The following is a 13699-nucleotide window of genomic DNA, read 5'->3' as shown; positions in this document are numbered from 1 at the left end:
CTACTACGGAGGGTAGGATTACCGGGTGACCCGGCTCGGCGAGCTCGAACGCGCAGTGATGGATGTGCTGTGGGACCTACTCCCCGGCAGGTCAGACGGGCTCATGGTGCGGGAGGTCGTCGATGCCCTCGCCGGGCGCGAGCTGGCCTACACCACCGTGCTGACCGTGCTGGACCGGCTCGCCGGCAAGGGTATGGTGCGGCGCGAACGCGAGGGGCGGGCCTGGCGGTACCGGGCCGCCGCAAGCCGAGAGGCACACATCGCCCAACTCATGCTCGACGCGCTGGACCTCGGCGGTAGCCGCGACGCCGCCCTGGTGCGCTTCGCCCGGTCGGTGACCGGCACCGAGGCGGAGGTGCTGCGCGCCGCACTGAGCGCGGCGGGCGAGCCCAGCGCACCGGGCAGCCCCGCCACACCCACGGCCCGCACCACACCGGCGGGCCCCACCACACCGACGGGCCCGGTCACCCCGGCCGCCAAGGCACCGGAGCACTAGGGCGGCCCGCGATGACGTACGCGCTACATTTCGGGCTCACGGTGCTGGCCTGCTGGCTCACCGTGCAGGTGTTGGCCCGTTCGACCTGGACCTGGCGCAGCCCGCGGGTGGCCATTCTCTGCTGGCAGGCGGTCGGCCTGGCGGCTGGCCTGGCGGCGATGGGTCTCCCGATGGCCCTCGGCCTGGCCGCTTACGACCTGCCGACCGGCAGCGCCCTCTGGGCCCTCGTCGGGGAGCTGCGGCGCGGCGCGTGGCCGGCCGGGGTAACCGCGCCTCAGCTCGGGCTCGTCGTTCTCGGCTGCGGAATCGGCGTGGTGCTGTTCACCACCACCCTCCGCAGCCTGCACAGCGCCGTCCGGGCCCAACGTCGCCACCGGGACCTACTCACGCTGGTCGCCCGGCAGGATCCGACGGTGCCCGGTGCACTGGTGCTCGACCATCCGAGTGCGGCCGCGTACTGCCTGCCCGGGGTACGGCCTCGGGTCGTCGTCAGCGCCGGCACCCTCGACCTGCTGGACCGGGCCGAACTGGCGGCCGTGCTCACCCACGAGCGGGCCCACGCCCAGGAACGGCACGATCTCGTCCTGTTGCCGTTCACCGCGCTCCGCCGGGTGCTGCCCTGGCTCCGCTGGGTACGGGACGCACACGAGCGAGTCGCCCTGCTCGTCGAGATGCGCGCCGACGACAAGGCCCGCGAGCGGCACGCCGAGGCGCCCCTGGCGGGTGCGCTGCGCCGGTTCGCCGCCGCTGGTGACCGGATCACCCCGGCCGGCACCCTGGGCCTCGGCGACCACGACCTCGAACTGCGGGTCCACCGGCTGCTGGACTCGGGACGACCGCCCCGGCTGGTCGGCGCCGCCGCGCTGACGGTGACAACCACGCTGGTCGCCCTACCGGTCTCGCTGTTCCTGAGCTGATGGCCGCGGAACCACCGGAGTCCGGCCCGACTAGGCTTTGCGAAATGTGCTGGTGGGTGTTTCGGGGACGGACCGACGGTAGGGCACCGGGACAACGGTGAACCGTCGTCCCTTCGATCCACGTCTGCTGCGACGGGTCCCCGCGGCCCGGCGCGACCTCGCCGTACTCACGCTCCTCGGCGTACTCGCCGCGGGCCTGGTGCTGGCGCAGGCGACCGCGCTCGCCGCACTGCTCGCCACCGCATTCGACGGGCGGCTCAACCGGCCGGCGTTGGCCGGCTTCGTCGCCGCGATCAGCGCCCGGTCGCTGCTGGTGTGGGCGCAGGGAACCGTGTCGGCCCGGGTCGCCGCGACGGTCAAGGCAGCGCTGCGGGCCGAGCTGCTCGCCGCGGTTGGTCGGCACGGCCCGACCTGGGTCGCCGGGCAGCGGGCGGGTCAGCTGGCGACCCTGGCCGGGCGCGGGCTGGACGCGCTGGACGCCTACTTCACCGGGTACCTGCCGCAGCTCGTGCTCAGCGTGACCGTGCCGATCGCCGTACTCGCCCGGATCTTCGTCGCCGACTGGAGCTCCGCCCTCATCATCGCGGTCACCCTCCCTCTCATCCCGATCTTCGGCGCGCTGCTCGGCTGGCAGGCGCAGGCTGCGACGGAACGTCAGTGGCGGCGGTTGGCGCTGCTCGGCGGGCACTTCCTGGACATGATCGCCGGGCTCCCGACGCTGCGGACGTTCGGCCGGGCCCGGGCGCAGACCGAGGTGGTCCGCCGGATGGCCGACGGGCACCGGGTGGCGACCATGCGGACGCTGCGCATCGCGTTCCTCTCCGCACTGGTGCTGGAGCTGGTCGCCACCCTCTCCGTCGCGCTGGTCGCGGTGCCGGTCGGGGTCCGGCTGCTCGGCGGCGGGCTGACCCTGCAGACCGCGCTGCTGGTGCTGCTCCTCACCCCCGAGGCGTACCTGCCGCTGCGGACGGCCGGCAGCCGCTTCCACGCCAGCATGGAGGGGCTCACCGCGCTGGACGAGGCGCTCACCCTCTCCGCCGGGGCACCCGACGCCGGCGCCGGGACGGGCCCGGCCCAGCCGAACGGCCGGGGCGTGATCCGGTTCGAGGGCGTCACCGTCGCCTACGACCGGACCACTGCGCTGCGCGATGTCACGCTGACCATCCGGCCCGGCGAGCGGATCGCGGTGGTCGGGCCGAGCGGCGCCGGCAAGAGCACCCTGCTGAACCTGCTGCTCGGATTTGTTCGGCCCACCTCCGGCCGGGTCACCGTGGACGGCGTCGACCTGGCCCAGGCCGACCTGGATGCCTGGCGTCGGCACCTCGCCTGGGTTCCGCAGCGGGCCCACCTCTTCGCCGCCTCACTGGCGGACAACATCCGTCTGGGCTCCCCCGACACGCCGGATGTCGCGCTGGCTGACGCCGTTCGCGACGCAGCGCTGACCGATGTCGTCGCCACGCTCCCCGACGGGCTGGCCACCCGCCTCGGTGAGCGGGGGCACGGCCTCTCCAGCGGTCAACGACAACGGGTTGCGCTGGCCCGTGCCTTCCTCCGGGACGCACCGGTGGTGTTGCTCGACGAGCCGACCGCCCGCCTGGACTCGGGGAGCGAGTCGGCCGTGCTCGAGGCCACCCGCACGCTGGTGGCTGGCCGCACCGCGCTGCTGGTGGCCCACCGTCCCGCGCTGCTGGCTGACGCGGACCGCGTGCTGCGGGTCGCCGACGGGCGGGTTACCGAGCTCACCCCAACCCCTGCCGGGAGGACGACCTGATGAGTGTCTCCGACCCGACCAGCCATCCGGGCACTCCCCCGGCCGCCGGCACCGAGGGCGATGCGGCGCCGCTGTCCACCGGACCTGCCGGCGCGCCGGAGCGGGTGGTGCTGCGGCTGGCCCGCCCCTACCTGAACCGGCTACTCGGGGCGGGCCTGCTCGCCGCCGCCACCGAGTTCGCCGCGCTGGCCCTGATGTCCACCGCGACGTGGCTGTTGATGAGCGCCGCCGGCCGCCCGCCGCTGGACCGGCTGACGGTGGCGATCGTCGCCGTCCGTGCGCTCGCCATCGGGCGCGGCGTGCTCCGCTACACCGAGCGCCTGGCCGGGCACGACGCGGTGCTGCGGCTGGTCACCGATGTCCGTACCCGCGTCTTTGCTGCCCTGGCGTCTCGGCGGGACAGTGCCGGGCAGCGCTCCGGCGACGCCCTGAGCCGGCTGGTCTCCGACGTCGAGGCCGTCCAGGACCTGCTGCTCCGGGTCCTTGTTCCGGCCGCGGCAGCGGGGCTGGTAGGCGTGGTGGCCGTCGCGGCGACCGCGTTCGTCTCACCCGCCGCCGCCGGAGCGCTCGCGGTTGGCCTGCTGTTTGCGGGGGTCGCGCTGCCGGCGCTGGCCACCGTGCTGACCCGACGCGCCGCCGCCGAACTGGCGCCGTTACGTGGCGCCCTGGCCACCGACGCCGTTGACCTCACCCACGGCGCTGCCGACCTCGCCGCCTTCGGGGCCACCGATCGGGCCCGGGGCACGGCAACGGGTCGGATCCGGCGGCTGGCCCGAATCGAGCGGCGGTTGGCCGCGACCGGTTTCGCGGTGGACGCGCTGGGGGTCCTGGTGGCCGGGCTGACCGCCGGGGCGGTGCTGCTGGTGGCCCTGGCCGACGGCGTGGACGGGGTGCTGGTCGGCGTCCTCGCCGTCGGCACGCTGGTCGCCGTCGAGGTCGCGCTCGCCCTCGTCGGCGCCGCCCGACAATGGACCGGCCTGCGCGCCGGCCTCACCCGGGTCGCCGCGCTACTCCGGGAGGCGCCGGCAGCCTCCGCGGCCACCCCGCCGGCGCGCCCCGCCCCCACCGCCGCGCAAGTTCGGTTCAGCGATGTCACCGTCCGCTACCGCAGCGAGGGGCCGCCCGCCCTCGACCGGTTCCGCCTGGATCTACCCCCCGGCCGACGGGTCGCCGTGGTGGGGCCGAGCGGCGCCGGCAAGAGCACGCTCGCCGCCGTCCTGACCGGCAGCGTACGGCCGACCACCGGACAGATCGTCCTGGACGGACAGGAGCTCTCCGCCTACCCGGCGGAGCTCCTCCCCCGGTTTGTCGGGGGCCTACTCGCCGAGGCGTACGTCTTCCACGCCACGGTCCGGGAGAACCTGTTGCTCGGCCGCCCCGGTGCGACCGAGGAGGACCTTGCTGCGGCGACCGGCACCGCCGGGCTGGCAGGCTGGGTACGGGAGCAGCCCGACGGCTGGGACACGGTGGTGGGGGAAGAGGGCGGGCAGCTCTCCGGCGGCCAGCGGCAGCGTCTGGCGCTGGCCCGGGCGCTCCTCGCCGAGCCGGCGGTGCTGGTGCTCGACGAACCGACCGAGGGGCTCGACCCGGTGGCCGCGGACGACGTACTGGCGTCCGTGCTGGCCGCCACCCCGGCCCGCCGCTCCGTCCTGCTGATCAGCCACCGGCTACGTGGCCTCGACGCGGTTGACGAGATCCTGGTGCTCGAATCTGGTCGGGTGGTCCAACGCGGTCGGCACGCCGACCTGGTGGCCACCCCCGGCTGGTACCGGGATCAGTGGCAGCTCCAGGAGGCTGCCGAGCGCGGCTATCTCGCTCTCGGCCCGCTACCCTGACCGGGCCGGCGAGTTTCCGAATCGACGCGCAGTCCGGCCACTGCCCGCCGACCAGCCGCGGTCCGCTCGCACGTCCGTAATTCCCGATCGGCGCCGGGGTGCCGACACCACAGTCCGGCGCCGCCCACTAGGGTATGTGCGCGTAGTCACCCGCCGGGTCGACCTGGTGGGTGGGCAATCCGAAGCACACGGAGGTCAGCGTGGCCCGCCAGTCGCCTCAACGACCCGACTCCGACGAGCCTGTACTCGACGACTCGGCTGCCTCCGGCACCGCCACGTCGACTGAGGCCACCCGCGCGCTCTGGGCGGAGCTGCGAATCGACCCGGTGGAGATCGCGCTACCCGCCGGCACCGGCTACACGCTGCGGGCCTACCGCCCAGTTCGGGAGCTGACCCCGACCGACGTCGAAGAGCGCGACCAGGACGACCCCTTCCTCGCCCGCCGACAGGTGGTGACCGAAGAGGACGACGAGCAGGTCGTCATCCTCGACGAGGAGGTCGCCCAGGAGTTCGCGGAGAGCGACGACGAGGAGCGCAGGGCCCGCGGCGACTCCGGGGACGAGGCGGAGGCTGACTCGGCCGAGTCCACGGACGACGCGGACGATGAAGAGGTGCCGGTCTTCCTCAGTCACAAGGGTCGGCTGCTGCTCTTCAAGACGGCCGAGTCTCTGGTCAGCTTCGTGCGCTCCGGCGCACCCAACGATCTGTCCCAGCTAGACGGTTGGGGTGAGCTGTCCGAGCGGGTGGAGCCGGCTGATGTCACGCCGCTCGACGAGGACACCTACGAGCTCGACCTGGTCGTGGAGAACCTGCGCGGCGGGCACGACGCGTGGGACTCGACGCTGCTCATCGAAGCCGGCGAGATCGCCCGTGACCTCTCGTACGCGCTGCGGCTGCCCGCCGTGCTGGAGATGCTCTCCGCTGGCTCCAGCCTCGACGACCTGGACGAGGCGCTACGGGCAGCTGCTAACGGGGGGATCGGCGCGTTTCGCGGCCGGCGCCGGCTCAAGAAGATCGGGGCACAAACCGCAAGCCTGGGTTGGCGCACCATTGTCGGCAAGATCTCTGCCGTTGTGGACTGGCGCGACTGACCTGTACCAGGGAGCATCATTCTCTGGCAGAGAAGAACTGTGTCCCGGGAGGAGGACGACGCGTGGCGCTCGTGCGCGTGTACTGCGGTCTGGCCTCGGCGGATCCGGCTGAGCGGCCAGCTTCCGTCGGTTCGACGCTGACATCCGCTGTGGTCGACGACGCTGGCCGTCTGCTACACGTCTGCGAGATCAGCGACGACCCCGCCGGCTACGCCCAGTTGGTCACGCTGCTCGTGGAGCGATCGGGCGGACCCAGCGGTGCGGCGATCGCCGCCGACAACGACGACCACACAGTCACCTCCCTTGTCAGCGCCGCTGGTCGTCCGCTGGCGATCGCCGACGACGACTCGGTGGACGACTTCGCTGAGCGGTTCGCCGACGACGACTCCGTTGAGGAGGTGCAGGCACCGCCGGTGCAGCGACGGGCCATCGGCCTCGCCCGTGCGCTACAGGCCGGTGCGCTCTCCGCCGTCGCGCTCCCTGCTCCGCGGGACCTGGCCGGTTATAAGCCGGTCCTCGCCGCGCACGCCGCGCTCGCCAGCGGCCGGCATTCGGCCGCGGTCGCGCTACGGGAAGTGCTGCGGGAGCTCTTCCCGGCGGCCCTACAGGCCTACCCGGACCCGGCCGAGCCGGTGGCGCTGGCGGTGCTGGACGCCCTTCCCGAGCCCGGGATGCTGGCCAGCACCGGGCCCGACGAGCCGACCGGCCGAGTCGTCGCGGACCTCACCGCCGAAGGCGTCGCCGCACCCGAGGTGGTCGAGGCTGCGATCACCTCCCTCCGGGTCGCGGTCTCCGAGACTCCACGCCGCGCCTCGGTCAGCCGGGCCCTCACCGCAGTGGTGTCCACGACTGTCCGGCAGGCGGTCGCCGCGGTCCGTGCCTGCGACGTCGGCTGCGAGGCACTGGTCGGTGTGCTCCATGACCGGGCGGGCACTCCGGCGCCGGGCCGTCGGGCCGCCGCCCGGCGCGGCGCGCCGATCGACGGCCCGACGGCCGCCGGCGCTGCCCGGTCCACCCGGCCGGCTGGCGCCCGCCGGTCCCGGCCGGAGGCGACGCCGGGCCAGACCGCCCCGCCGTCCCCGCGCCCGCTCGGTCCCCCACCGGTTGCGCCGACGCCGGTCGCACCCCCGCCGGTGGCCCCGGAGCCGATCGCACCCGCGGCCGTGGCTGGCCCCCGGGTCACCGCGGCACCGGCTCAGCCGGAGGCGACGCCAGGCCCCGTTGACGGACCGACGAACCGCCCCATCTCGTCGCCCGGTAGCACCTCCGCCCCGCCGTCGCAGCGCGGCTCGAGCTCACCGGCGGAGGCGGGTGAGCCGTTCCGGGCGACGTTGACCACCGCGGCGATTCAGAACGCCCGCGCGGAGCGGCAGCGCACCGTCGTCCCGCCACGACCCAACACGAAAGCCGAGTCGCCGACACCGAGCGGCGGGTTCAGCGTGACCGATCCCAGCGTGCCGGTGCCCACTCCGCGCCCCGGCGGGGATCCCGCTCCCCCTGGCTCGCGGGCGAACTGGCCGCTGGTGAACAACCCGGACCCGGCGGACAGTTCCGCGCTTAGCCCGAGGGCCGACTCGTATGGCGGGCAGGGGGTGGACGCTCCGACCGATCCAGGCGCGGAGAATCGAGTGCCACCGCCGTGGCTGGCCGACGACATGCCGCAGGAGCCGCCGGTGCTGCGCCTGGTCGAGCCACCGCCGCTGGCCGACCGCGCGCTGCGCGACGGCGCCGACCCGCAGCTCGAGACGCCACCGCTCCGCCTCGTCGACCAGGATGGGGCCCGCAGTCACCAGCCCATTGAGCACCCCACCGGACAGCAGTCGCCGCCGGTGGAGCACCGTCCCCCACCGGTCGCCGACGACGGGGACGGCGACCTGCTCATCTTCGCCCAGGCGAAGTCGGCCTGGTTCGTCGGTCAGAGCGAAGACGATGAGGTGGATTGGTCGTCGCTGAACGACACCGGTTGGCAGGCGGCCGAGCAGGCAGCGGAGCAGGCGGCGAAGCCGGCGGCCGGCTCGGAGACGGCAGCGGGCCTTCCCATTCGGGTCCCGCAGGCCAACCTGGTCCCCGGTTCACCGAAGCGGGACGACCGGCCGCTGCGGATTGTTCGCGATCCGGCCAGCCTCGCGGAGAACACCACCGGCTACTTCCGCGGCTGGCGTCGCGGTCAGGAGATCGGGGGCTTCGCGGTCGGCGGCCGCCCGGGGCGCGAAGCCGCCGGTGGCTGGGACTTCACCCGGGACACCGGTGATCGTGACGAGGAACGAAAGTACGAGTACCGCTCGGCCGGATACCGGTCCTGACTCACGGGTACCGGACTCAACCAACACCAGCTAAATCGCGAACAGCCCTCGGCAGTTAGCCGGGGGCTGTTCGATCTCCTCGGCCCGGCCTGCCGTGACATCGGTGTGCGGCGAATGCGGGACCGGGTGCGGCTCCGCTACTCCTGGCCGGCGGCGTCGAACGGGGCTTGGCTGTCCGGCGACGGCCGCACCGGCGCCGGACAGCCGCACAGTCAGTCAGGCCCGGGCGACAGCCCGGGACCGGCGCATGGTGAGCACATACTCGACAAGCGAGATCAGCACGTGTTTCGTGGACTCTCGGTTACGGGCGTCACACGCCACCACCGGCACGTCGCTGGAGATTGCCAGCGCGTCCCGGACCTCCTGCGGGTTGTGGTACTGCATCCCATCGAAGCAGTTGATGGCCACCAGGTAGGGCAGCCGCCGGTGCTCGAAGAAGTCGATCGCCGCGAAGCAGTCAGCGAGTCGACGAGTGTCGACCAGGACGACCGCGCCGATGGCGCCACGAACCAACTCGTCCCACATGAACCAGAACCGAGTCTGACCGGGCGTACCGAACAGGTACAGAATCAGGTCTCGGTCGATGGTGATCCGGCCAAAGTCCATGGCCACCGTGGTCGTTGACTTCCCCGGCACCTGCCGATTGTCGTCAACGCCCACGCTCGCGGAGGTCATGATCGCCTCCGTTGTCAGCGGCGTGATCTCCGAGACCGAGCCGACCAGCGTCGTCTTACCGACGCCGAATCCACCGGCAATGACAATCTTCGCCGATGTCACGCGGCCGCTCGAGGTCGGCGGACGCGCCACGTCAGAGCCTGCGAAGTCCACTCAGCACCCTTTCCAGCAGTTCAGTGCCCACCACGTCGTCCGAGTCGTCCAGAATGGTCGGCTCGTGGACCGCGACCAGGCCGTCTGTCGCCATGTCGGCGATGAGCACCCGGGCCACCCCGAGCGGAAGCTGCATCCGCGCCGCGATCTCGGCTAACGACTGCACACGTCCATCACAGAGCGCGGCGATGTACTGGTACTCACGGCCGTGTCCGCCGTTGCCGGTGGCAACGGCACGCCCGCGCACCGTCGTCTCGATAAGCGCTTCCATCGCGATGTCGAGCCGGGGACGGGTGCGACCCCGGGTCACGGCGTACGGACGGACCAACGCGCCGGTCGGTTCGTCATGATCAGTCATGTCGCCGCTCACCTCCTTCGCACCCCGGACCGCCCGGCGCGGGCAGGTCCCCTCGTTGTTGTCCTCGCCGCGCCGACCGCCCGGTTAGCGAGACATCAGCCCGGCATGCCCGCAGCCGCACGCGGCTGCGGGGTCAACGCGTCACCCACCCGGTCAACCAGGAGGGCCATCTCGTAACCGACCTGTCCCACGTCAGAATTGCGGGCGGCCAGCACGGCGAACGATGAGCCATCCGAAATCGACATCAGGAAGAGGAAGCCGTTGTCCATCTCTACCACGGTCTGGAGCACGGCACCGCCTTCAAAACAGCGGGCTGCTCCCTGGGTAAGGCTGACCAAGCCGGATGCGATGGCAGCCAACTGGTCGGCCCGGTCCCGCGGAAGGTCCCGTGAGGCCGCGAGGAGTAGGCCGTCCGCCGACACGGCGACCGCGTGCGCGACTCCCGGCACCCGATCGGCGAAGTTGGCGAGAAGCCAGCCGAGGTCCTGCGTAGTAGTCATCCTTCTTGCTCCTTCTGCCCGCTCCCGGCCATTGGGCCTGAGCCAGATTGCGAGGACTGCCCACCCGGATTCCCCTCCGGGCTGGTCCGGTTGCTGTCCGAGGGGTTCTTGCGCCCCCGCTGGACCCCACGGTGATACGCGGAGAGCAGCCCTCGGACCGACTCGGGCGTGCGCCGCTGAGCCGCCGCCGACGGCTTCTCCACCGCGCCCGGTACCAGCTGCGCCATCGGCGTGCGCTTCGGCAAGCCAGTCGAGGTGGTCGCCGCCACCTGTACGTCGCTGGCCGCGGTAGCGGCCCGCCAACCATCGTCGGCGGCGGTGCTCCAGCCTTCACCAGCTCTTCCCCGCCGCTGGGCGAACCCGCCCGTGGGGGGTGTGCTCCCGTTTACTGTCGTGCTGTTCTGAGGCGACGTACCACCGGTCGTCGGGGATTCTGCCATTGGTGTGTTACCTGTCGTTGCGGGTGGTGTCTGCTGCTGCCTGTCCGCATCTATCCTGGCGAACTGCTGGGTCGCGGCACCACCCGGCCCCATGACACCGCCGCCCCCAGCAGCGTCGGGGCCCTTGCCTGTCTCCTCCGAGCCGGGTCGTCGGGTGCGGAACCAGGCCGACTCCAGCTCCCGGAAAATCGGCAGTTCCATCGTCGCGTCGGCCGGCTGCTGGTTCTGCGCCGGTGCGGTCGGCGGTGTGGTTGGCATCGCCGGCGCCGAGGTCGGCTGGGGTCCCGGCACCGGAGCGACGGGGCCGGCCGATACCGGAGCGGCAGGGTACGCGGCGGGCGGGGGGCCGGCCGGACCTGTTACCCGGGGCAGCTCGGTAGTCAGGTCGGGGGCTGCGGGGACCCGCTCGGAGGCCGGAGCAGCGGAAGCCTCTCCGGCTGCGCTGGGCACCGGTGGCCAAACCGGCGGGGCGACGCTACTCGGGGTCGTGGTGGCCGGACGCTGCGGCAACGGCATCGCCCACGGCTGGCCGGAGGCCGGTGCCCCGGAGGTCGGCTGCCCGGAGACCGGCGACGCGGAAGTCGGCATGCCCGTGGCTGGCGGGCCGGACACCGACCACCCGGAGTACGGAGTCGGTGGCGGGGCGTACGGCTGGGCCTCCGGGCTGCTCGGCAGCTGTCGCGGAATCCCCGGCTGCTCTCCGGTGACCTCCGACGCACCCGAGGGACGCCGTTGCGGCAACGCGCCGTTCGGCTGCCCGCTGGTGGGGTACGGGGCGGGGGACCCACCGCCGGTGGCGGCGCTGTTCGCACCGGTGAGATCGGACCACGCCGGCATCGCCTGGGGCGAACCCGAGGGCGTTCCTGCACCGTTGCTGTGGGCCGGGTCGAAGGGCCGGCCACCGAGCGTTACCTGGTTACCCGACTCACCCGGGCGGGGGCCGGAGAGCGAACCACGCGCCGCGGAGAGCGCCTCAAAAGACCCCGTCGAGCTGGAGTTCACCGCTGGCGGCAGGCCGGGGGGCAGCTGCGGCCCGGCGGCGAGCGCCCGGGGCACCAGCACGCCAGCCGGAAGGCTCACCTCCGCGACGGCTCCCCGATCGACGCCGGAGCGCAGTTCCACCTTGACCCCGTGCCGGGACGCCAGCCGGGCAACCACGACCAGACCCATCATCCGAGAAACCGCCACGTCCACCTGCGGCGGGGTGGCGAGCTTCTCGTTCAGCTCCCGTAGCTGCTCGGGGCTGATGCCGATGCCACGGTCCTCCACGTAGAGGGAGGCGCGGTCACCGACCCGGCGGGCCTCCACGACGACCTGCGACTCGGGCGGCGAGAACGCCGTCGCGTTGTCGAACAGCTCGGCGACGAGATGTACCAGGTCGTTGACGGCGGCGGCCGCGACCTCGATGTCGCGGTCAATGACACCGAACTCGATCCGCGTGTAGTGCTCGACCTCGGACTGGGCGGCCCGTAGCACGTCGATCAGGGCAGCCGGCTCCCGCTGCACGCGGGTGGAGTCCGCGGCGGCGAGGACCAGCAGGTTCTCGTCGTTGCGGCGCATCCGGGTGGCGAGGTGGTCGAGCTGGAACAACTCGGCCAGCCGGTCCGGGTCCTCCTCGCCCCGTTCGAGTCGATCGAGTTGGCCGATGAGGCGGTCGACCAGGATCTGCGACCGGCGGGCGAGGTTGACGAACATGGTTGCCACGGAAGCCCGCAGGGCGGCCTGCTCCGCCGCGGTCCGCACCGCCTCCAGGTGGACCGCGTTGAAGGCCTCGGTCACCTGACCGAACTCGTCCTTGCTACGCACCGGCAGCGGCTCGGCGATCCGGCTGGCGAGCTGCACCGGGGTTTGCTGGCCTCCGGCGGCCTGCGTCTCCCGCAGTCGGGCGACGGCCTGCGGCAGCCCGTGCTGGGCGATCATAAGAGCGCCCTGCCGCAGCTCGCGCAACGACCGCGCCATCGAGCGGGCAACCAGGTAGGCGAAGAGGATGGCGAGCAGCAGCATGCTGAGCAGCAGCCCGGTCTCCAGGAACACCTGCAGCCGCACGGCCGACCGGAGTTCGTCGGCGAGTTGGACGGCGTCCCTGTCGATCTTCACCTCCACCTCGCGGACCAGGGCGGCGTACTCGACCATCGCCTCGCTCCACTGGTCGGGCGTGAAGCCGACGTTTTTCAGGGTTGTGGCAGCGGCGAGGCCGCGCAGGTTGCTGTTGTAGGAATCCGCCTCCCGCGCTACGGAACCGGCGACCGTCTGGTCGTACAGCTCCTGGTCGGCGCGGTCAGCGACGGCGGCGAAGGTCTCCAGCCACTGCCGCTGGCCGGTCCAGGTGGAGATGTAGGTGTTCCGAAGCTCGGGGGTGAACTGCTGCCGGATGAAGGCGACGTGAACCACGTCCTGCTGCTGGGACAGGTACTCCTTGTTCCGGGTGAGGGCGGTCGCGGCCCGCATCCGGTCGCTCAGTTCGGAGTCGCCGGCCAGCTGGGTGGCCGAGTCCCGCAGGTTGATCAGGTCGGTGAGCAGGGCATCGTACTGCTGCTGCGCCTGGGTGATGCTGAGTCGACCGTTGAGCACCTGGCTTCGCGTTCCGGGCAGGTCGGTGAGGGTCTGGTCGATGAAGCGGAGCTGGTTCTCCAGCGTGGCGGGCAGGTCCTCAACCTCGCTCCGCCGCTCGGCGTACGGTTCCTTTGCCTGGTCAACGCGGGCGGACACCTCCTCGTACGCCGCGCTGCGCTCCTCCCGCTGTGCCGGCCGGTCCTCGCCGAGCAGCCGGATCGCTTCCGTCCGCTCGTCCTGCAGCTGACTGACCAGGTCACCGGAGTAGGCGACCAGACTGGCGAGGTCGCCGGACCGGTTGGCATTGTTGAGTGTCTGCAGGTGATCAACGATGCCACTGGTACCCACGACGACCGTTGCGACGGTCGGCACGATCAAGATGAGACCGAGCTTGGACCAGATCGGCAGGTCGCGGAGCCGACCAGCAGGCCGGCGCAGACGCGACAGGGGAGAACCTGCCGTCTTCGGTCGTTTGCTCACGTCACCGCCCTCGCGATTGCAGCCTTTGCGTTGCCCTCGGGCAACACCCGGTGACCGACCCATGGGTCGGACCATCCGAGATTCCACCACGCCGCCCCGGAAAGAGAAAGCCCAGGCTGGCCTTGAC

The 13699-nt window shown here is 72.3% G+C and carries 10 protein-coding genes; 6 read left to right on the top strand and 4 right to left on the bottom strand.

Features of this window, described 5'->3' with window-relative positions:
- Positions 1 to 25: 25 nt before the first annotated feature.
- The 6 genes from K228_RS0103175 (at position 26) to K228_RS0103150 (ending at position 8413) form a co-directional block, all read left to right on the top strand.
- On the top strand, positions 26 to 496 hold the full coding sequence (locus K228_RS0103175) for a BlaI/MecI/CopY family transcriptional regulator (RefSeq protein ID WP_025617103.1): 471 nt from the start codon (positions 26 to 28) through the stop codon (positions 494 to 496).
- A gap of 11 nt (positions 497 to 507) precedes the next feature.
- Entirely contained in the window at positions 508 to 1413 is a 906-nt protein-coding gene (locus K228_RS0103170; protein ID WP_025617102.1) for a M56 family metallopeptidase, read from the top strand.
- Positions 1414 to 1510: 97 nt separating this feature from the next.
- The gene (cydD, locus tag K228_RS0103165; RefSeq protein ID WP_025617101.1) at positions 1511 to 3184 is read left to right on the top strand and encodes a thiol reductant ABC exporter subunit CydD; all 1674 of its coding nucleotides are present in this window, start codon (positions 1511 to 1513) and stop codon (positions 3182 to 3184) included.
- Entirely contained in the window at positions 3184 to 5019 is a 1836-nt protein-coding gene (gene cydC / locus K228_RS0103160) for a thiol reductant ABC exporter subunit CydC (protein WP_025617100.1), read from the top strand. Before cydD ends, cydC begins: the two co-directional genes overlap by 1 nt.
- 170 nt (positions 5020 to 5189) lie before the next feature.
- Positions 5190 to 6110, top strand: a complete 921-nt coding sequence (locus tag K228_RS0103155; protein WP_025617099.1) for a hypothetical protein — start codon at positions 5190 to 5192, stop codon at positions 6108 to 6110.
- A gap of 62 nt (positions 6111 to 6172) precedes the next feature.
- Complete coding sequence (locus K228_RS0103150) at positions 6173 to 8413, top strand: hypothetical protein (RefSeq protein WP_029723329.1); 2241 nt, start codon at positions 6173 to 6175, stop codon at positions 8411 to 8413.
- Between the two features lie 216 nt (positions 8414 to 8629).
- On the opposite strand, the gene K228_RS0103145 is transcribed toward K228_RS0103150, so the two are convergent.
- From K228_RS0103145 to K228_RS0103130, 4 genes are all read right to left on the bottom strand, one after another.
- Positions 8630 to 9220 (bottom strand): GTP-binding protein, encoded by a 591-nt coding sequence (locus tag K228_RS0103145; protein WP_025617098.1) that lies wholly within the window; start codon positions 9218 to 9220, stop codon positions 8630 to 8632.
- Position 9221: 1 nt separating this feature from the next.
- Entirely contained in the window at positions 9222 to 9599 is a 378-nt protein-coding gene (locus tag K228_RS0103140; protein ID WP_025617097.1) for a DUF742 domain-containing protein, read from the bottom strand.
- Positions 9600 to 9694: 95 nt separating this feature from the next.
- Positions 9695 to 10099 (bottom strand): roadblock/LC7 domain-containing protein, encoded by a 405-nt coding sequence (locus tag K228_RS0103135; protein ID WP_011904728.1) that lies wholly within the window; start codon positions 10097 to 10099, stop codon positions 9695 to 9697.
- Positions 10096 to 13572, bottom strand: coding sequence for a sensor histidine kinase (locus tag K228_RS0103130; protein ID WP_025617096.1), 3477 nt, complete (start codon positions 13570 to 13572; stop codon positions 10096 to 10098). Before K228_RS0103130 ends, K228_RS0103135 begins: the two co-directional genes overlap by 4 nt.
- Positions 13573 to 13699 lie beyond the last annotated feature (127 nt).

Origin of the sequence: Salinispora cortesiana (genome assembly GCF_000484695.1) — a bacterium.
GTDB classification, from domain to species: Bacteria; Actinomycetota; Actinomycetes; order Mycobacteriales; family Micromonosporaceae; genus Micromonospora; species Micromonospora cortesiana.
Note: the sequence above shows the minus strand (reverse complement) of the source record. Positions and strands in the feature narration are given on the sequence as shown.